Annotated in this window: 14 protein-coding genes; 11 read left to right on the forward strand and 3 right to left on the reverse strand. The window is 59.8% G+C overall.

Translation table 11 applies throughout. The annotated features are described in order from the left end of the window. Position 1 precedes the first annotated feature (1 nt). Together ACP7B0_RS00820 and ACP7B0_RS00825 are read right to left on the reverse strand one after the other, a co-directional pair. A complete protein-coding gene (locus tag ACP7B0_RS00820; RefSeq protein WP_426139003.1) occupies positions 2–1,207 on the reverse strand; it encodes an MFS transporter in 1,206 nt (401 codons plus the stop codon). Between the two features lie 136 nt (positions 1,208–1,343). Further along, positions 1,344–2,249, reverse strand: coding sequence for a LysR family transcriptional regulator (locus ACP7B0_RS00825; RefSeq protein ID WP_426139004.1), 906 nt, complete (start codon positions 2,247–2,249; stop codon positions 1,344–1,346). A 356-nt stretch (positions 2,250–2,605) separates the two neighbouring features. Here ACP7B0_RS00825 and ACP7B0_RS00830 point away from each other — a divergent pair, with 356 nt between their 5' ends. From ACP7B0_RS00830 to ACP7B0_RS00850, 5 genes are all read left to right on the forward strand, one after another. After that, positions 2,606–4,165, forward strand: a complete 1,560-nt coding sequence (locus ACP7B0_RS00830; RefSeq protein ID WP_426139005.1) for an ATP-binding protein — start codon at positions 2,606–2,608, stop codon at positions 4,163–4,165. 23 nt (positions 4,166–4,188) lie between these two features. After that, a complete protein-coding gene (locus tag ACP7B0_RS00835; protein WP_426139006.1) occupies positions 4,189–4,848 on the forward strand; it encodes a response regulator transcription factor in 660 nt (219 codons plus the stop codon). A 51-nt stretch (positions 4,849–4,899) separates the two neighbouring features. Further along, a complete protein-coding gene (locus tag ACP7B0_RS00840; RefSeq protein WP_426139007.1) occupies positions 4,900–5,265 on the forward strand; it encodes a response regulator transcription factor in 366 nt (121 codons plus the stop codon). A gap of 17 nt (positions 5,266–5,282) precedes the next feature. Beyond that, positions 5,283–10,835, forward strand: a complete 5,553-nt coding sequence (locus ACP7B0_RS00845; protein WP_426139008.1) for a trifunctional serine/threonine-protein kinase/ATP-binding protein/sensor histidine kinase — start codon at positions 5,283–5,285, stop codon at positions 10,833–10,835. Positions 10,836–11,042: 207 nt separating this feature from the next. Continuing rightward, the gene (locus ACP7B0_RS00850; RefSeq protein ID WP_426139009.1) at positions 11,043–11,738 is read left to right on the forward strand and encodes a helix-turn-helix domain-containing protein; all 696 of its coding nucleotides are present in this window, start codon (positions 11,043–11,045) and stop codon (positions 11,736–11,738) included. Here ACP7B0_RS00850 and ACP7B0_RS00855 read toward each other — a convergent pair whose 3' ends face one another. Next, positions 11,739–13,061: an OprD family porin gene (locus ACP7B0_RS00855; protein ID WP_426140034.1), complete on the reverse strand. Its 1,323-nt coding sequence runs from the start codon at positions 13,059–13,061 to the stop codon at positions 11,739–11,741. It lies immediately after the preceding gene. 288 nt (positions 13,062–13,349) lie between these two features. Here ACP7B0_RS00855 and ACP7B0_RS00860 point away from each other — a divergent pair, with 288 nt between their 5' ends. The 6 genes from ACP7B0_RS00860 (at position 13,350) to ACP7B0_RS00885 (ending at position 19,691) form a co-directional block, all read left to right on the forward strand. Then, positions 13,350–14,270: a LysR substrate-binding domain-containing protein gene (locus ACP7B0_RS00860; RefSeq protein ID WP_426139010.1), complete on the forward strand. Its 921-nt coding sequence runs from the start codon at positions 13,350–13,352 to the stop codon at positions 14,268–14,270. Positions 14,271–14,423: 153 nt separating this feature from the next. Then, the gene (locus ACP7B0_RS00865) at positions 14,424–14,840 is read left to right on the forward strand and encodes a DoxX family protein (protein WP_426139011.1); all 417 of its coding nucleotides are present in this window, start codon (positions 14,424–14,426) and stop codon (positions 14,838–14,840) included. Next, on the forward strand, positions 14,833–15,462 hold the full coding sequence (locus ACP7B0_RS00870; protein ID WP_426139012.1) for an antibiotic biosynthesis monooxygenase: 630 nt from the start codon (positions 14,833–14,835) through the stop codon (positions 15,460–15,462). The genes ACP7B0_RS00865 and ACP7B0_RS00870 overlap by 8 nt, the downstream gene beginning before the upstream one ends. A 141-nt stretch (positions 15,463–15,603) precedes the next feature. After that, positions 15,604–17,442: an amidohydrolase gene (locus ACP7B0_RS00875; RefSeq protein ID WP_426139013.1), complete on the forward strand. Its 1,839-nt coding sequence runs from the start codon at positions 15,604–15,606 to the stop codon at positions 17,440–17,442. Between the two features lie 81 nt (positions 17,443–17,523). Beyond that, complete coding sequence (gene ycaC, locus ACP7B0_RS00880) at positions 17,524–18,147, forward strand: isochorismate family cysteine hydrolase YcaC (protein ID WP_426139014.1); 624 nt, start codon at positions 17,524–17,526, stop codon at positions 18,145–18,147. A gap of 692 nt (positions 18,148–18,839) precedes the next feature. After that, the gene (locus ACP7B0_RS00885; protein WP_426139015.1) at positions 18,840–19,691 is read left to right on the forward strand and encodes an STAS domain-containing protein; all 852 of its coding nucleotides are present in this window, start codon (positions 18,840–18,842) and stop codon (positions 19,689–19,691) included. The last annotated feature ends 1 nt before the right edge of the window (position 19,692 follow it).

Below are 19,692 nucleotides of genomic sequence, written 5' to 3' on the forward strand. Positions count from 1 at the left end.
TTTATTGCGGCCCCTTGAGGCCTCGCCCGGCCAGCAGAAAAATGCCCAGCGCGATCAGCGGCAAGCCAGCGCCCAGCAGCACCACCCCGTGCCAACCGGCCTGTTCATACAGGCTGCTGGCCAGTGCGGAACCCGCGGCGCCGCCGATAAAAATGCTGGTCATGTACAGCGCGTTCAGGCGGCCACGGCTGGCGGGGTCCAGTGCGTAAACGGCACGTTGGCCCAGCACCATGTTCAACTGCACGGCAAAATCCAGCAGGACCCCGGTGATTGCCAGCCCGATGACGGTATAGCCCGGCAGCGTCAGACCCACCAGGAAAGCAATGGGCGCCACGGTCAGTGCGACCAGTGAGGCGCGCTGCGTATGGCCGGCATCCGCCAGACGACCGGCAATCGGCGCGGCGATGGCCCCAATGGCCCCCACCAGCGCGAACAGTGCGATTTGCGTCTGCGAAAGGCCGAAGTGGCGTGAAAGCTCGATAGGCGCTGCGGTCCAGAACAGGCTGAACGCAGCGAACAACAAGCCCTGATAAAGCGCGCGCTGGCGCAGCACCGAATGCTTGCGCAGCAGCGTGATCAAGGAGCCGAGCAGTTGAACGTAGCTCGCCTTGTGATCGGGGGTGCGTTTGGGAATGGTCAGGGCCAGCACCACAATGATCGACAGCATCACCACCGATGCGCTCATGAACACCGCACGCCAGCCGAAGTGATCGGCGATCAGGCTGGAAATGGGGCGCGCCAGGAGAATGCCCAGCAGCAGGCCGCCCATGATATTGCCGACCACCTGGCCGCGGGTTTCTTCCGGCGCCAGATGGGCGGCCAGCGGGATGAGCATCTGGACCGACACCGAACTGAGGCCGATCAGCAGGGAAATCAACAGGAAACCGTTGGGGTGCTGGCTCAGGCTGGCGGCAAGCAGGCTGCCGGTGGCGATGACAGCGGTGCCGATCATCAGCTTGCGGTTTTCCAGAAGATCGGCCAGCGGGACCAGAAAAAGTAACCCCAACGCGTAGCCGATCTGCGTCAGAGAGACGATCAGGCTGGCGCTGTGGGCAGACAAACCAACGTCCGGGGCAATGAGCTCGACGATAGGTTGCGCGTAGTAAATATTGGCAACAATGGCCCCGCAGCAGAAGGCGAACAGCAACACCAGGCTGCGGGTGAGTGTGGGGTGGGCTTGCAGGGACGTAGCGCTCGAAGGAGTCATGCTCGTGGGCTCATGTCAGTGATTGGGAAGGGTTCCGCACGGAACCGGCCTGTACGGCACAGTAGGCCAACGGGCTGACTTGGAGAATCCATCGCCCGCGCAACACCCCGTTGCATAAAACGCACAACCGCTGCGTTCACGTGCCCTCACTCAGCATTGCGCTGATGAGCCCGATGAAGGCTTCGACGCGTTTCGATCCGCGTTGATTGGGCAAATACAGCGCGTTGATCGCCGTGCGGGACTGATCCGGGTTGACCTCGTAGGCGCTGAGCAGTCGCGTCAGGGCGCCGCGTGCCACGTCGGCCGCTACCAGCCAGTCGGCCAGCAATGCAATGCCAGTACCGGACAGTGTGGCTTCACGAAGCACATCGGCATTGCTGCTCTTGAGGCGTCCCTTGATCTCTATTGGCTGTGCCTGGCCGTCCCGGTTGAAGGTCCAGACCTGTCGCAGGTTCGCGTAGTTGAAGCGCAAACAGCAATGATCAAGCAAATCATCGGGGGTCAACGGCTCACCGTGTTCGGCCAGATAGGCCGGGCTGGCCACCACCCAGCGGGTGAAATCACCCAGCTTGCGGCAAATGAACTCGTCGTTGGGCGCAGCGGCACCCAGGCGAATGGCAACGTCGAAGCGACCACCCAGCAAGTCGTCCAGATCGTCGCTCAGGGTGATGTCCAGCTCCAGTCGCGGATAGCGAAGCAGAAACCGCCCCAGATGAGGGGCAATCAGCCGCCGACCGAACTCCACCGGCACGCAGACGCGTAACTGTCCGGTCGGCTCGTCGCCTCGATCCATGATCAGCGCATCGGCGTCGGCCACATCTTCAAGCACCTTGCGAGCCTTGTGGTAATAGACGGTACCGGCCTCGGTCAGGGTGATTTGGCGGGTGGAGCGATTGAGCAGCGCGGCGCCCAACTCGGTTTCAAGGGCGTCGATCATTCGGGTCACTGACGAGGGGGCCAGTTCCAGTTTGCGGGCTGCCGCAGAAAATCCGCGGGCGTCGACTGTCTCGATGAACATCTTCAGTGCCAGTAGTTTGTCCATCCGTATTCCATCCAGGTCAGCGCGGTCAGCTTGCAATCCGTGCTGATTTTAGCGCGTGTAATACGGCAATATATTACGAAAGATCCTGCGCTATTGGAAAAAGTGACCGGTTCGGGGGATCAAGTTAAATAACCCTGCACTTGTATTATTGTGCTGACTTCAATTACCGGGTGTCCGGTTGTTTGAGGGCGCTGTTCATCCCGAACTATCCCTATAGATAATATCGGTCGTTGAGTGTTACGGGTTATATACTCTTCACCGACAGTGATGCATGCCATTTGATAACGATTGATTCCCAAGGCACTGACGACTTTCGGGCAGAAAATCACCGACACCGTAAGGACAGCGTGAATAAAATGATCAGTCTCGGCCAGGCCCATGTATCGCTGGAACTAAGAGAAGTCTTCAAGTGTGGGACGCCATTGCGCATTGGCGCGCGAGCGTTCGATATCCTGGAACTGCTGATTGGTTGCCCTGGCCGCCTGGTCACCAAGGACGAGATTCTGAGACGGGTCTGGCCTGAGACAGTGGTCGAGGAAAATAACCTTCAGGTTCATATCTCCGCGTTGCGCAAGGCCCTGGGCACCGACCGTGACTTGATCAGAACCATTCCAGGTCGCGGCTATATGCTGATGTGTGGCGAATTGGAGGCAGTTCGGCATTCGCCTGCCAGTGCGGCGCAGCACGCGCTGACCAGCCCGTTCGGCTGCCCGATGCTGCGCAAGAGCGATCTGCCCCATAACGTGATGTTGATCGGTCGGGCGAAAGCTCTGGATGAGGTGTGTCAGGGGTTGCAGAGCGGTTCAATGCTGACCCTGACGGGCTCGGGGGGCATTGGCAAAACGTCTCTGGCGGTGGCGGCTGCCCATCGACTGTCGGTGACGCAATCCACATCGGTGTGTTTCGTTGCCCTGGGCCCGCTCAATTGTCCCGAGCGGGTGATTGACGCGCTGGCCTGTGCGCTGGATGTGCAGGGGGTCGAACAGGACCTGCTGCTTGACGTCGTGGCCGATCGCCTCAATGACGCAGCGCCGTTGCTGATTATCGACAACTGCGAGCATCTGATCGAAGCCGTCGCCACCTTGTGCGAGCAGCTTGCCCAGCGCTGCCCGACCCTGAAAATCCTCGCCACCAGCCGCGAGCCATTGCGCATCAATGGCGAACGCAGCTTCAGTGTCGGGCCTCTGGATGTGCCAGAACAGGGCGCCGACAGGGCGCAAATACTCCAAAGCAGCGCTGCGCAGTTGTTCCTCACCCGGTTGCGCGCACTGGACTCCGGCTTTCCCTGCGATAACCTGCACAGTCTTGACGACCAGAGCGTCGCGCTGGTGGCCGACGTCTGTCGGACCCTCGACGGCATTCCTCTGGCACTGGAAATGGCGGCTGCACGCGCTTCGGCCCTGGGTCTCTATGAGCTGTCGGCCAGCTTGCGTGAAGACCTGCATTTGTTGGCAGGGGGCTTGCGTAGCGTGCCCGTTCGGCATCAGACCTTACAGGCCTCGGTGCAATGGAGTTACCGCCTGCTTAACCACGACGAACGGCAGGTGCTGGACCGAATCAGCCTGCTTGACGGTCGGTTTACCCTGGATCAGGCTTGTGAAGCGGCGCAGACCCCGGACATTTCACGTGCACGGATCATGGACTGCATCGTCGGTCTGGCCCTCAAGTCGTTGTTGGTTGTCCTGACCGAAGGGCCGTTCAAGTTTTATCGCCTTCTGGGCGTGACCCGGACCTGCATCGTGCACAGGCAGGCTTCGGATCTGGAGGCATCAAGCGGTTCGTCGGGCTCTGTTATCGATCCTGTGCCGACGAGCCCATCCCTGGCTTCGGTAGCCACCTTGCGGGCGGCCCATGTCGAGCAGGAAGACGATTATTTTCACCGCAACCACCAACGAGTCCTGGCAACAAGCCAGTAGCCTGAAGCTGCGGATAACTGTTTATGAGTGCGACACCCATGGTTTATGTAGTCGATGATGAAAGCGCGATTCGCACGTCGTTGACCCGATTGTTGAGCTCGGCAGACCTGCGCACGCACTGTTTTGCCACGGCGCAGGAGTTTCTGGAGCAGGCGTTTATCCAACAGCCCACCTGTTTGCTGCTGGACGTCAATCTGGCCGCCACCAACGGTTTTGACGTGCAGCAGGAGTTACTGCGGCGCGGGCATCATTTTCCGATCATCTTCATGACGGGGTTCGGCACCATTCCGATGTCGGTCAAGGCCATCAAGGCCGGCGCCCATGAGTTCCTCACCAAGCCCTTTGAACCGGATCAGCTGCTTGAGGTGGTCCGTCAGGCCCTTGAGCACGATGAGCGCGGGCTGGCGGAGCGGGTTGAAGTCGAAAGCACCCAGCGTCGTTTCGAAACCCTGACGCCCCGTGAGCGCGAGGTCATGGCGCAACTGGTCACCGGCAAGATGAATAAACAGATCGCTCATGAACTGGGCACCAGCGAAATCACTGCCAAAGTGCATAAGCGGCACATCATGACAAAGATGAATGCAAGAACGTTGATTGAACTCGTGAAGATGTGGGAACAGTCAGGTGTCCATGAGTTGAATAAAAACAGCACAATTATACAAAGAGTCAATCCACGCCCTTGAATCAACGGCGTATTCTCTTTACATCACTTTTCCTGTCATGAAGTTGAGCCTATGATCCTCATCTGCGTTGTTGATGACGACGCTTCCGTGCGAAATGGCCTTGGCAATCTTCTCAAGTCTTTGGGTTATGGCACTGTGGGCTTTGCTTCGGGGGAAGAGTTCCTGGCTTCCTCTGCCAGTGACGAGGCTCAGTGCGTATTACTCGACCTCAAGATGAAAGGCATGCAGGGACTCGAAGTGCTTGAACATTTAAAAGCGGCGGGCAAGCCCATTGGCGTTTTCTGTATGTCCGCCCATGATGATGAATTGACCGTGCGGCGCACACGTGAAGCCGGTGCCTTGGGTTTTTTGCGTAAACCCTTTTCCGAGCAAGCGTTGCTCGACTCAATAAAGCAGGCCATTGAAAAATCGGTTTAAGCACGTAAGGACCTCGTATGAGTGGCATCAGAGCGGAGCCGACGTTGAGCATGCGGGGCCTTCCTGAGCAGCAACCTGAGGGGTTCAGCCCGCAGTGGCTGGCGCTGCTTTCCTGGGAACTCTTGTATGCCGACGGTGAGATTGATCATTACCGGGTGCATGTCCCGGGGTGCTCACCGACGTGGCTGGTGGCTCGCTGCTCGGATCGAATGGTGGAGAGTGGCTTTCGGCGTCTCGAACACGAATTTTTATTGGCGGCGCGTCTTGATCCGGGCTGGGCGCTGAAGCCACTCGCCTTACTGCACACGCCGGACGGCCCGCTGCTGGTGTCCAGCGATCCGGGTGGCAACTACCTGCACGAAATCGCGGACGGCAGCCTGTCCATCCACCAGTTTTTGCGTCTGGCCATCGGTGCTGCCCATGCCGTCAGTCAGGCCCACCGCAGCGGTTTGCTGCATCGGGATATCAAACCCAGCCATTTCATTCAGGGTAGCGACGGTTGCGTGCGCCTCACAGGGTTTGGCGTGGCGGCAGAACGGCAGACGGGTGATCCGTACGGTGTGACGGATTCCATCTGCGGCACGCTGGCGTACATGGCGCCTGAGCAGGCTCGGCGCGTGGATCGCCAGGCTGACGAGCGTAGCGATCTGTACGCATTGGGCATGACGTTCTATGAGTGGCTGACCGGCCAGTTACCCTTTGAAGCCAGCGATGCCGTTGAATGGGTGTACTGCCATGTGGCCCGGCAGCCGCCGTCGCCACGCCACGTGCGTGATTCCATCCCTTTGCCCTTGGCCCAACGGGTGCTCAGGCTGGTCGCCAAGAGCCCGGCGGACCGTTATCAGAGCGCCTTCCGGCTGGAGATGGATTTGCGCGAATGCCTGGCGCAATGGAGCGAGTTTCAGCACATCGCCACCTTCGATCCTTCGGTGCAGCGTGACCGGTTTCAGGGCAATGAACCCATGGTCTTGATTGCCCGCAGCGACGAGCTTCAGGCATTGCACGCTGCGGTTTCCCGGGTCACCCGTTCTGGCACCTGTGAACTGCTGTTGCTCGCGGGCCATTCGGGCGCCGGCAAGACCACTCTGGTGCGCCAGTTACAACAGGATCTGGCGTTGAACCAGATGCTGTTCGCTTCAGGGAAGTTCGATCAGGCGCAATACAACACGCCTTACGCTTCGCTGGCCCAGGCGCTGCGATCCTTGGTCATGCGGGTGGTGGGGGAGTCCGGCGACGCGCTGCACCGCTGGCGTGAGAAACTTCTGAGCGCGCTGTGTGGCCATGGGCGGTTGATCGCCAATCTGGTACCTGAACTGGAACTCATTCTTGGGCCGCAGCCGCCGCTCGCCGAACTTCCCGTCAACGAAACGCAAAACCTGTTCAACTTTGTCCTGCACCGTTTTCTGAACAGCTTCGCCAGCCCGCAACGACCTTTGGTGTTGTTCTTCGATGATTTGCAGTGGCTGGACGATGCGACGTTATCCTTTATTTCTTCGTTCAGCGCGGGTCAGTACCAGAGCATCCTGCTGATCGGTGCCTATCGAGACACCGAGGTCCAGCGTATGCCCGGGTTCTCGGCCTTTCTCGCGATGCTGCGCCAGAGTCCGACTCGTCTGACTGAAATCCCGGTCATGGCCCTGGGGCTTGAGGATGTGGCCCAGTGGGTCGGGCAGGCACTGGAATGTGAGCCGGCGGCGAGTCTGCCGCTGGCGTCGGTGATCCATGAAAAAACCGGCGGAAATCCGTTTTTCATCGGCCAGTTGTTGCGCACGCTGGTCGATGAGCAACTGGTCGCGATGGACTGTACCCGCCAACGCTGGACCTGGAATCTGGAGGCCATCGGCGGTCATCGTTGCGCCGACAACGTGATTGACCTGATGGTGGCACGAATGGCTCGCTTGCCGTTCCGGACACGCGCCCTGTTAGGGCAGATGGCGTGTATCGGGCCAGCCGTCGACACGCGGACCCTGTCGCGCATCAGCGGCACATCGGAAAGCTCACTGCATCTTCATCTGGCGGTTGCCGTGCAAGCCGGGCTGTTGACCCGGAGCCGTGATGGCTTTGCCTTTTGTCATGATCGTGTCCAGGAATCGGCTTATCGCCTGACGTCGCCTGCGGCACGGCCCGCTGAGCATGCACGAATCGCCCGGGTTCTCCTGGGCGATTTGCAGGGAGCAGGGCGTACAGACCAGATTTTCGCCATTGCCTCCCACGTGCAGCGCACGGGGACTGAAGCGCTCGACGAGGCGGACATCCAGGCGTTCAGTCATCTGCTGTTACGCGCAACGGTCCAGGCCATGGAGGCTGCCGCTGTCCAGTCAGCATTGGGCTACCTGTCCACGGTCAGGTCATTGACGCAACGGGAGGGCTGCCGGCAGGACGCGACGATCAGCTTTGAAACCGGTTTGCTGCAGGCGCAGTGCCTGATTCTCGATGCACAACTGGGGCCGGCGAGTCGTGTGCTCGGGCAGTTGCTGGACGACGTGGATTCAGTGGTGCAGCGCGGTGCGGTTTACCAGCTCAAGGTAGAACTGCTGGTGCTCTCGTCTTCCTATCGCCAGGCCATCACAACCGCGCTTGAAGGGCTGCGGATGTTCGGTGTCCGGATTCCCGAACTGGTCGGCCATGAACACGTTCAGGCGCGTTATCAACGCCTGCTGCACACCCTGGGAGCTCGGCCCCTCGTGTCGCTGATCGATCTGCCGGTGATGCAGGACGTTTCATTCGAGGCCGCCATGGGCATGCTTGCCAGCCTGATCGCTCCGGCGTCGTTCATTGATCAGGATTTGCTGTTTGTCGTGACCTGCGAAATGGTCCAGTTGTCCCTCGACTACGGCCTGTGCGCAGCCTCTGCGGCGGGGCTGGCGTGGTTCGGGGTGGTGCTTGCACAGCAGCAGGGCTGCTATCAGGAAGGGGGGCAGTACGCTCAGTTGGCCCACGAACTGGTCAAGCGTCGGAGGGATTCGGCAACCGAAAGTATGGTGCTAGTGGCACTGGATCAGGTCAGTGTCTGGACTCGACCCCTCAGCCAGTGCCTGGACTATGCACGGGCAGCGTTCGCCAGCAGTCGTACCGCTGGCAATTTGAGCATGAGTTGCTATGCCTGCAACCATATCGTCTCGGACCTGCTGGTCATGGGCGAATACCTGGAGCGGGTGCAAGAGGAAGTGGACAACGGCCTGGAGTTTTCCCGACGGGCACGTTTTCGCGATGTTGAAGCGGCGTTGCTGACCCAGGCGCGATTTGTGGCGTCACTGCGTATCGGCGCTGTCGGCGAGCCCGATGCCGCCGGTGCGCCAGGTCTGTCTCGGGAACCTTCAGGCCGTGACAGCGCCATGACGCCGGTCGCCTTCTGGTCGTGGTTGTTCGAGGGCATTTCCAACTACCTGTACCGGGATTACGCAGGCGCGACTCGGTGTCTGGCAAACGCCGAGGCACTGGCCTGGTCGACGCCCGCTCATGTGCATTTGCTGGAATTGCACTTTTTCAGCGCCCTCAACCTGGCTGCCGTGGCTAACCGCTCCGTGGATGTCGGCCCGGTTCTGTCGGCCATGGAGCCTCATCGGGACAAGCTCAACCACTGGGCGACCCTCAATCCGCAGGTGTTCAAGGATAAGGCGCTGCTGGTCGAAGCAGAGATCGCCCGCGTGGCCGGGGATGCACTCCGTGCGCTTGACCTGTACGAATTGTCGATTACCGCAGCCGCCAACGGGGGTTTTGTGCACGTACAGGCCTTGGCCCACGAGTTGGCAGCGGAATGTCATCACGCTCGAGGGCTGTTCAGCTCGGCGCGCAGCCATATGCGCAGCGCACGGGACTGTTATCAGCGCTGGGGCGCGCATGGCAAAGTGGCCCAACTGGAAACCCGGGCCGGATTTCTGCGTGAACAGGCTTCGCTGTCCCGTCCATCCATCACCATTTCCGGTGGTCGCGACACGCTGGATCTGGTATCGGTCATGAAGGCGTCCCAGGCACTGTCCGAGGAAATCCTTCTGGACCGGCTGATAGGTTCGCTGCTCACCAACACGATTCTTCACGCGGGCGCGCAGCAGGCGCTGTTGTTGCTGGTCAAGGATGATCAGCCCCGGATATCCGCCCGCGGGCGGGCGCAGGACAGCGGTATCGAGATTGATCTGACCGTGTTGACCCCCTCGGCGCTGCATTTGCCCTTGTCCTTGCTGTATACGGTCATGCGTACGCGGCAGTTGGTGGTGCTGGATGACGCGACCTCGGCCAGCGATTTCGTCGATGATCCTTACTTTCACCCGCGCCAGGTGCGATCGGTGTTATGTCTGCCGCTGGTCAAGCAGGGCCTGGTGATCGGGGTGCTTTATCTGGAAAACAACCTCGCGCCCGGGGTGTTTACCGCTAACCGCACGACGGTGCTGGAGCTGCTGGCGGGGCAGGCAGCGATCTCTCTGGAAACCGCACGGCTGTACGCCGAACTGGTTGAAGAAAACACTCGGCGCCGGGAGATTGAGGCCGCCTTGCGCACCAGCCAGGCTTCGTTGGCGCTGGGCCAGCGGATCGGGCATTCCGGGAGCTTCCGCTGGCACGCGGCCAAGGATGAGTCGGTCTGGTCCGACCAGTTGTTTGCGGTCTGGGGGCTGCCCGTGATGGCCACGCCGCCGTCCCTCCCGGAGCTTGAGCGGCGGATTCATCCCGAAGACCGGAGCGCTTTTTCCGCGATGCTGAGGCTTGCCGTGCGCAACGGCAGTGCTTTCCAGCATGAGTTTCGCCTGGTCCAGGAGGACGGCAGTGTTCGCTACCTGGAGTTGCTCGGCGAACCCGATGGCGGGGGCGTCTTCGTGGGGGTCGCGCGCGATATCACCGAGCGCCGCACCACCGAAACGGCGCTGCGCCACGCCCGCGCAGAACTGGCCACCGTCTCCCAGGCGACCATCATGGGTGAACTGGCGGCGTCCATCGCCCATGAAATCAATCAGCCCCTGGCGTCCATCATCACCAACGCCAGTGCCAGTGTGCGCTGGCTGACGCGTGAACAGCCGGTGGTTGCCGAGGCGCTGGCAGGGCTGGGGGATATCGTTCAGGACAGCCAACGTGCGGCGAACATTGTGCGGGCCTTGCAATCACTGGCCAGACAGACGCCAGCCAGCCGGCAGCCCTTGCAGATCAATGAGGTGATCCGCCGTGTGGTGCAACTGACCGCCAGCGAAATCGAGCACAAACACGTCCTGTTGGTCCGCCAAAGCAGCGGACCGCAGGTGAGCATTCAAGGCGATGCGGTGCAACTGCAACAGGTCATCCTCAACCTGATCATGAACGCGGTGGACGCCATGAGCGAGGTCAATGACCGCGAGCGGCGGTTATCGATCAGTTGCGATACGGTGGACAACGATTACGTGGTGGTCAGCGTTCAGGACAATGGCGCAGGCATTGATGAGGGCACTATCGGGCAGGTGTTTGATGCCTTTTACACGACCAAGGAAAAAGGCATGGGCATGGGGCTGGCGATCTGCAAATCCATTATCGAAGCCCATGATGGTGGCCTCTATGCGTTCGCCGGGCGCAGCAGCGGAACGGTGTTTGTGTTTACCCTGCCGGTGTAAAGACACTGCAGAGCGACTCACTATCAGGGGGGGCACCCTTATGCCCGGCACACATCTGAAATGTTCTGAAGCGGTGCTTGCATTCGGACCCTTGGCCTCAGGAGGCGGCGGCCTGCTTCAGAACGATTAATGTCCGAAAAAGGACTTTAAGGAATGACCACTCCAGACTCGAACCCTGACCAACCCCTTTGATCAGGAGAGTCTGTAATGAATGCAGTCAGTCAATCGCCCTTACGCCGGATCAAGTCGTCAGGCGCCGTTCAGTTACCGCTTCCGCAAACCCTGGCGCATCTCTCATCTGCCCTGGATGAGTTGATAAAGTCCTGGTCGCGCAATGAGTCTGCACCACTGCGTATCAGCCTGCCTGAATCCGGCGAACCCACGTCGTCGGGTCTTGATCCTCTGGCGTATCAGTTGATCTGCTCCTTGGTGCCAGCGCTTCGCAACAGACAAAGTCACCACGAGGACTCGGTGGATCGGGCGATGCTGGTGCTGTGTTCGCATCTTTCGACGCGCTTCGAACAGCCCGCGCAGCCCAAGCCGTTCGAGAAAGTGGCGCTGTCACCCTGGCAGGAGCGGCGGGCCAAGGAGATGATGGTCAGCCATATGGATCGCGGTCTGTCCATCGCCCAGATCGCCCGGGAGTGTTCTCTGTCGCGCAGTCATTTTTCTCGGGCGTTCAAGAAGAACACCGGGGTCTCACCCCGAGACTGGTTCCTGAAGGTGCGTCTGGACAAGGCCAAAAGCCTGTTGACCGGCACGCAACTGACCATCTCGCGCATCAGCCTGGATTGCGGCTTTGCCGACCAGTCCCATTTCACCCGCGTGTTTACCCGCATCACAGGCTCGACCCCGTTCAGCTGGCGCCGGGCGTTACCGGTCGCCAGCCAGCGGGCGGGGTGATTACTTGAGTAAGTCCAGCGGGTACTCGACCACCAGGTATAACCGGTCAATGTCGTCGCCCGCCTGAGCGCGGTTTGCTCGGTGGGAAACCTGTGAAACATCGAAGGAAAGGTGCTTGGCCGGACCTGATTGCACGACGTATTTCAGGTTGATATCGCGCTCCCAATGTCGGCCGCCTCGACCCTGAATCGGCACGTAGCGATCAGTGCTGTCATCGAACGGATCGTAAGCGCCGCCCTGAGGCGCTCGGGTGCCGTCGATCTGCCGACCTGTGACATAGCGGCTCATGAACGTGAGGCCGGGTACGCCGAGTGGGGTGAAATCCAGGTCATACCGTATCTGATACGACTGCTCATGCGCGCCATTGAAGTCGGCATATTTAATGGAGTTGGCCAGGTAAGTCGAGTCGCCCCCTACAAAGTCAAACGGTGTGTCGCCGTCGATCTTCTGGTAGGCGAGGGTCAGCGCCTGGACCCCCAGACGGTATTTGCCGGAAAAACTGTATGCCGTGTTATTGATCGGGCCTGACCTGGCGTTGCCGGTGTCCAGGGTGCGGTACAGGTTGCTGTCCAGCAGCACTGAGCTATCGGCGGACAGTGGATGAGCGAAGTGCAGGTTGCCGTAGTACTGACGCCACGTGTCCGAGAGCTGCGAGGCGTACAGCGATCCGCCCAGCGGGCCATCGTCGGACAGCTCCAGCCCGGCCAGGCTGATGCGGGCGTTGTGCGTCGTTGCGCCGTAACCCTGGAAATCACCGTGGGCGGTTGAGGCATCCTGATTCTTGAAGGCCGTGAAGTGTCCGGCCACCAGCCGTACCCCGGTGACTTCCTGGCTGTCGAGGAAAAATCCGCTGGCGTACTCAGGTTGCAGGCGCTTGTCGGCCGTATCGAAGACCGGCGTCTGGACTTCCATTTCGCCAAACTTCAGCGTGGTCCGTGAGTATTTGAGCTTCAGCGCCGCCCCTGCGCTGGAATACTCATCTTCGGCCCGGCCTTGGGTGTCCAGGGGCAATAACCCGGTGCCGGAACGCCCCCGACCGCTGTCCAGCTTCAAACCATAAAAGCCGTGGGCATCAATGCCCACGCCGACGTCACCTGACGTGAAGCCGGATTGAAGATTGGCAATGAAACCTTGTGCCCACTCCTGCTTGTAGTTTTTTTGCTCATGGCCGGTGCGGTAATCGTTTTGCAGGAAAAAGTTTCGCGATAACACCGTGAGGGTTGAATCCTCCAGGAAGCCCTGCGGCTCCTGAGCATCGACAGCCCAGACTTGTCCTGAAGCCAGCAGCGTCAGGGATGTCAGCAAGGTAAAACGATTGCGCATATCCATGCCCTTTTCAGTGAAGCGACTACGCTGAACCCGATATCGGGCAAGCCAGCGCCAATCTGGCAGGAAGGTGACGTCATGAATTGACGGGCTGTGCGCAAAGTTGCCTGAGCGGGCCAATGTCCGCAGTGCGACGGTTCCAGCCCGATGACGAAGTGCAACTTCCGGGGGCCGTCAGCCAATCAAAAGCACACCCGTACAAGGCAGCGCTGTATCGACCATGCTTACTTGAGGCGCAGATGAGCCTGGCTGGCTTTTCCTTTATCTTTGCCCTGGATTTCCTTCATGAATCGCAATGACCTGCGCCGCGTCGACCTCAATCTGCTGGTGATTTTCGAAGCGCTGATGTTTGATCGCAACCTGACCCGCGTCGCGGAAAAGCTGTTCATGGGCCAGCCGGCGGTGAGCGCAGCACTGGCGCGGCTTCGGGATCTGTTTGACGATCCATTGTTGATTCGCAACGGCCGAGGCATGGAGCCCACCGCACGGGCGCTGGACATCCTCAAAGAAATCCAGCCGGCGCTGGATACCATTTCCGGAGCGGTCAGCCGGGCCAAGGATTTCGACCCGTCCACCAGCACCGACGTGTTCCGCATCGGCCTGTCCGACGACGCTGAGTTCGGGCTGCTGCCACCGCTGTTGACACAGCTGCGCGAGGAGGCGCCGGGCATCATCGTGGTGGTGCGCCGCGCCAATTATCTGTTGTTGCCGTCTTTGCTGGCGTCCGGGGAAATCTCGGTGGGCGTCAGTTACACCACCGACCTGCCGGCCAACGCCAAGCGCAAGAAACTCCGGGATATCGGCTGCAAGGTGTTGCGTGGTGATTCCCGACCCGGTGCGTTGACCCTCGACGAATACTGCGCAAGGCCCCATGCCATGGTGTCGTTTTCCGGCGATCTGAGCGGCAACATCGACCTGGACCTGGCGAAGGTCGGGCGGGCGCGCAAGGTGGTGCTCGCTGTTCCTCAATTCAATGGACTGAGAGCGCTGTTGGCGAACACAGAGCTGATCGCCACTGTGCCTGATTACGCGGCCTGCGCGCTGGTGGAAGGCTGCGCCTTACGGGCTGACGATCCGCCGTTTCCCATCAACGAAGCCGAGTTGTCCATGGTCTGGAGCGGGGTGCATGACAACGATCCCGCCGAGCGCTGGCTGCGCGCGCGGATCAGTCAGTTCATGTCCCAGGCGCTGGACGTCGCCCCCTAGTTCGCATCGTCGTTCTGCTCGCCATTGCCGAACAGAACGACGAAGAAAGCACATCCATTCAATTCCTGCCTGAACCTCCCGGCGCACTATCAAACCCAGAGCTGGCCAGCTAGCTGTTACGGCCTGGCCTTTTTCTCCTTTGTCGGTGGTGCCATGAACAATCCGATTCTCGAACGCAACGCGCAGGACATCGGGCTGCTGTTTCTCCGGGTGAGCGCAGCCGTGTTTCTGATGGTCGTTCACGGGCTGCCCAAACTGCTGGATTTTCACGCGCAGTTGTCGCTCATCGAAGACCCTTTTCACCTGGGCGCAAGCCTGACGTTGAGTCTGGCGATCTTCGCTGAAGTGGTGTGCCCGATCTTTATCGCTGCCGGGCTGTTCGTGCGCCTGTCATGCCTGCCGATCATCGTCGTTTTGCTGGTGGCACTGGTGGTCGTCCATCCGCAATGGAGCCTGGAAGAAGGGCAGTTCGGCTGGTTGCTGTTGATCATCTTTACTGCCGTGTTTATTAGCGGGCCGGGACGACTGGCACTCAACGCACGTCTTAATGGAGCGGTTCGTTATGTCTGATGCACATTCTCTCGCAGTCGAAGCGGCTGCGGTCAGCCAGCCGACATTCAACGAAGTCGTCACGCTGGTCATCAAACACCGGATAAAGGCCGGGCGGGAAGCCGACTATGAATCCTGGCTGCGACGTATTGTATCGATTGCCGGCAGCTATCCGGGGCACCTGGGCGTGGATGTGATCCGCAGCCTGTCTGATGGCCTGCAGTTGTTTACCTGCGTGCTGCGCTTTCATTCCACTGACGCCATGCAGCGCTGGCTGGATTCCGAGGAGCGCCGCCGACTGGTTGAAGAGGCCGGGCCGATGCTCGCCGACGGCGATCAAACCGAGGTCAACCCCCACAACGAATTCTGGTTCACACCTGCCTCACAAACCTCTAATCCGCCACCGCCGCGCTGGAAACAAGCGTGCGTGACTTTTCTGGTGATCTGCCCGTTGACCTTGCTGATCCCGCTGTTGTGGCACCCGGTTTTCAGGTTGAGCCCGTTTCTTGCCCACTATGTCGTCAGCACCGCACTGGTCACCGTGACCATCGTTGTTCTGGTGGTTTATCTGCTGATGCCGGCGGCAACCCGTTTGTTTGCGCCGTGGCTCAACGCCCCACGCGCTGACCGCCCAGACAAATGACGTCATGAACGACGACACAGACCTGAAACGGCGGCGTTTCGTCGCCCAAGGCACGCTGCTCGGCGCTGCGGCCGCGCTATTCCCTCTTTGCCATTCGCTGGATATGCCAGCGCCTCACACTCTTCGCCCGAAGGAACCGTCATGAATGTCGAGCTGATTCTGTACAACGGACATTTCCATACTGTCGACCGTGAAAACCCGACGGCCAGCGCCGTAGCCATCAGCGGCGGCCGTTTTGTCGCGGTGGGCAGCGAGGCGCAAGTGATGGCGCTGCGCGGCAGCGGGACACAGGTCATCGACCTGCAAAAGCGCACAGTGATCCCTGGCCTCAACGACTCCCATTTGCACCTGATTCGCGGCGGCCTCAATTACAACCTGGAACTGCGCTGGGAAGGCGTGCCTTCGTTGGCCGATGCCTTGCGCATGCTCAAGGATCAGGCCGACCGCACACCGACCCCGCAATGGGTGCGCGTAGTGGGCGGCTGGAACGAGTTCCAGTTTGCGGAAAAACGCATGCCGACCCTGGAAGAACTCAATCAGGCGGCACCGGATACCCCGGTATTCGTGCTGCACCTGTACGATCGTGCGTTGCTCAACCGTGCCGCGCTGCGCGTCGCCGGCTACACCCGCAACACGCCAAACCCGCCAGGGGGTGAAATCGTACGTGATGCCAACGGCGATCCCACCGGCATGCTGGTGGCCAAGCCTAACGCGATGATCCTGTATTCGACCCTGGCCAAAGGTCCGAAGCTGCCGCTTGAGTATCAGGTCAACTCGACCCGTCAATTCATGCGTGAACTCAATCGCCTGGGTGTCACCAGCGCCATCGACGCCGGGGGTGGTTTCCAGAACTACCCGGACGACTACGCCGTCATCGAAGAGCTTGCCAAGGCACAACAGCTGACTGTGCGCATCGCCTACAACCTGTTCACCCAAAAGCCCAAAGAAGAACTGACGGATTTCAAGAACTGGACCAGCACCGTCAATCTGCATCAGGGCGACGACTTCCTGCGCCACAACGGCGCCGGGGAAATGCTGGCGTTTTCCGCCGCCGACTTTGAAGACTTCCTCGAACCACGGCCGGATTTACCCGCCGGTATGGAGCAAGACCTGGAGCCCGTGGTGCGGCATCTGGTGGAGCACCGTTGGCCGTTCCGCCTGCACGCCACGTATGACGAATCCATCACCCGCATGCTCGATGTGTTCGAGAAGGTTAACCGCGATATCCCGTTCAACGGCTTGCCGTGGTTCTTCGATCACTGCGAAACCATCTCGCCCCAAAATATCGAGCGCGTTCGGGCCTTGGGTGGCGGTATCGCGATTCAGGACCGCATGGCGTTCCAGGGTGAATACTTCGTCGAGCGTTACGGCGCCAAGGCTGCCCAGCACACGCCGCCGATCAAACGCATGCTGGCCGAGGGCGTGCCGGTAGGCGCTGGCACCGACGCGACCCGCGTCTCCAGCTACAACCCGTGGACGTCTTTGTACTGGATGGTCAGCGGCCGCACGGTCGGTGGTCTGGCGTTATACCCGGAAGGCTTGTCCCGTGATCTGGCGCTGGAACTCTTCACCCACGGCAGCGCCTGGTTTTCGTCCGAGCAGGGCAAGAAGGGCATGATCAAGGTCGGCCAGTTGGCCGATCTGGTGGCCTTGTCTGCGGACTACTTCAGCGTCGATGAGGAATCCATCAAGTGGATTGAGTCGGTGCTCACTGTAGTGGACGGCAAAGTGGTGTACGGCAGCGGCGATTTCGAAAAACTCGCGCCGCCCAGCGTTCCCGTGCTGCCGGACTGGTCGCCGGTGGTCAAAGTGCCCGGTCACTGGCGGCAACATTCACCGATGCAGGCTCAGGTGCACCAATGCGCCGGCCCTTGCACGGTCCACGCTCACAGTCACGAACGCGCGCGTATGTCGAGCGTTCCGGTCAGCGACTTCCAGGGGTTCTGGGGCGCGTTTGGCTGTTCGTGTTTCGCATTCTGATCGTGCCTGCGGGCACCTGAATAAGTCGCGGGCGAAACCGCCCGCGACAGCAGACATCCGTAAATCCAAAAGGAGTCAACCATGAGCACCCCCTACAAACGCCTTAATAAAGACGATGCAGTCGTTTTGCTGGTGGATCACCAGACCGGCCTGATTTCCCTGGTTCAGGATTTCCAACCCAACGAATTCAAGAACAACGTCCTGGCCCTGGCTGATGTGGCCAAGTTCTTCAAACTGCCGACCATCCTGACCACCAGCTTCGAAAGTGGCCCCAACGGTCCGTTGGTTCCTGAACTCAAGGAACTGTTCCCGGACGCGCCGTACATCCCGCGTCCTGGCCAGATCAACGCATGGGATAACGAAGATTTCGTCAAGGCTGTAAAAGCCACGGGTCGCAAGCAGCTGATTATCGCGGGCGTTGTAACAGACGTCTGCGTCACGTTCCCGACCTTGTCGGCACTGGCAGAAGGCTTCGAAGTGTTCGTCGTGACGGACGCTTCCGGTACCTTTAACGAAACCGTGCAACAGGCCGCCTGGGCACGCATGAGCGCCGCGGGTGCCCAGTTGGTCAACTGGTTCTCGGTGGCGTGCGAGCTGCAGATCGACTGGCGTAACGACATGGAAGGCCTGGCCAATTTGCTGTCGCCGCGCATCCCGAACTACCGCAACCTGATGAACAGCTACTCGGCTTTCACTGCCAAGTAATTGCCACACCAAACGGCGCCGCACCTTCGGGGGCGGCGCCGTTTTTTATTTCACGATAGTTCAAACGCAAATCTATTCTCCATCAGGTCGGCTTCATCCCGGAATGATTGCTCACCTCGTGGACCGGCTTCAGCCGGGAAGAGGCCAGGGCGTGCGCTGCATCTGCATCGCCTGAAATACCCTTTTCCGGCTAAAGCCGGTCCCTCGGCGAACGCCTACAGAACCCGGCCGCGAGCTGCCTGAGAAGACCGGCGAAGAGGCCCGTACGTCCTCCGAAGCACCCCACCTGAATTGATGCCTTCGCGGGCAGCCAACGGTCCTCTTGCCTTGCCTGTAGGAGCCCACGAGGAATGCGAGTCGGCGATCCAGACGGGTTGACTGTTCAATCAACCGCCGGTCCGACCCCGAAGCGGGATTGTCAGCGGATTCGAAGCCCATCCGGTCTAAACCAAATGCATAGCTATTCAGTCGGATGAGAAAGCCGTATTTTTCATCCAATTTCTCCGTTTCATTATCTATTTGAATAGCCCGGCAAGTTTGTTACTCAACGCTGACAGCACGATCTGTGGCTGAGCTTGCAATTCAGCGCAAAGTGTAGAGAATCCGCGCAACGAGCGTGATTAGCGCTGAAAAGCCTTCATTTCTCTTCCAGCCTGGCTGCGAAGACCGCACTGTTTCAGGAGTTCAAGAACATGGCAGCACTGCAACAGCGTACTGTTGAAGCAATGAAGACGTCTCAGGCCGGGCTGACATCCAAGTGGCTCTCCGGCCTGGAAGCCAGCGGTGCAACTCGCAATATCAAAGAAGACGATCTCAAGTTGCAGGCTGGCGACTTTTTGCGTCTGCTGATCTCGGTCGCCGAAAAAGGCAGCCATCAGTCATTGGGTGGCAGCGATTGGGACGAGATTCGTCATTTTCTGGAAAAACTGTCCCACAGCCGTGCACTCAGCGGCCAGGATTCCCAGCAGACCGCCAGCTTCATTTTCTCGTTTAAAGGTCCGTTGTTCGCGATGCTCCAAAGCGAGTACGAAGACAGCCCGACGCTGCTCGCCGAACAGGTGCTGGAGATCTCCGAGTTGCTTGATGCCTTGGGCATGCACACCATTCGTACCTTTCAGAAATCCCGGGAAGCGGTGATCAAGCGCCAGCAGGAAGAGCTGCTGGAACTGTCCACCCCCGTGGTGAAGTTGTGGGACGGCGTGCTGGCACTGCCCATGATCGGCACGCTGGATTCTCAGCGCACCCAGGTCGTCATGGAATCGCTGTTGCAACGCATCGTCGACACCGGCTCAGAGATCGCCATCATCGACATCACCGGTGTGCCAACCGTCGATACGCTGGTGGCCCAGCACTTGTTGAAAACCGTGACCGCCATTCGCCTGATGGGTGCCGATTGCATCATCAGCGGCGTGAGGCCGCAAATCGCCCAGACAATCGTGCACCTCGGGCTGGATCTTCAGGGTGTGGTCACCAAGGCCAATCTTGCCGATGCCCTGGCCTTGGCTTTGCGTCGTCTCGGTTTGACCGTCACCAAGGCGGTTTAGA

Origin of the sequence: Pseudomonas sp. DWP3-1-2, from assembly GCF_049896285.1 — a bacterium.
Taxonomy (GTDB): domain Bacteria; phylum Pseudomonadota; class Gammaproteobacteria; order Pseudomonadales; family Pseudomonadaceae; genus Aquipseudomonas.

Bases quoted from the DNA above. Each gene is read 5' to 3' on its own strand.
- ACP7B0_RS00820 (WP_426139003.1), bottom strand. From the start codon at position 1,207: ATGACTCCTTCGAGCGCTACGTCCCTGCAAGCCCACCCCACACTCACC.
- ACP7B0_RS00825 (WP_426139004.1), bottom strand. From the start codon at position 2,249: ATGGACAAACTACTGGCACTGAAGATGTTCATCGAGACAGTCGACGCC.
- ACP7B0_RS00830 (WP_426139005.1), top strand. From the start codon at position 2,606: ATGATCAGTCTCGGCCAGGCCCATGTATCGCTGGAACTAAGAGAAGTC.
- ACP7B0_RS00835 (WP_426139006.1), top strand. From the start codon at position 4,189: ATGAGTGCGACACCCATGGTTTATGTAGTCGATGATGAAAGCGCGATT.
- ACP7B0_RS00840 (WP_426139007.1), top strand. From the start codon at position 4,900: ATGATCCTCATCTGCGTTGTTGATGACGACGCTTCCGTGCGAAATGGC.
- ACP7B0_RS00845 (WP_426139008.1), top strand. From the start codon at position 5,283: ATGAGTGGCATCAGAGCGGAGCCGACGTTGAGCATGCGGGGCCTTCCT.
- ACP7B0_RS00850 (WP_426139009.1), top strand. From the start codon at position 11,043: ATGAATGCAGTCAGTCAATCGCCCTTACGCCGGATCAAGTCGTCAGGC.
- ACP7B0_RS00855 (WP_426140034.1), bottom strand. From the start codon at position 13,061: ATGCGCAATCGTTTTACCTTGCTGACATCCCTGACGCTGCTGGCTTCA.
- ACP7B0_RS00860 (WP_426139010.1), top strand. From the start codon at position 13,350: ATGAATCGCAATGACCTGCGCCGCGTCGACCTCAATCTGCTGGTGATT.
- ACP7B0_RS00865 (WP_426139011.1), top strand. From the start codon at position 14,424: ATGAACAATCCGATTCTCGAACGCAACGCGCAGGACATCGGGCTGCTG.
- ACP7B0_RS00870 (WP_426139012.1), top strand. From the start codon at position 14,833: ATGTCTGATGCACATTCTCTCGCAGTCGAAGCGGCTGCGGTCAGCCAG.
- ACP7B0_RS00875 (WP_426139013.1), top strand. From the start codon at position 15,604: ATGAATGTCGAGCTGATTCTGTACAACGGACATTTCCATACTGTCGAC.
- ycaC (WP_426139014.1), top strand. From the start codon at position 17,524: ATGAGCACCCCCTACAAACGCCTTAATAAAGACGATGCAGTCGTTTTG.
- ACP7B0_RS00885 (WP_426139015.1), top strand. From the start codon at position 18,840: ATGGCAGCACTGCAACAGCGTACTGTTGAAGCAATGAAGACGTCTCAG.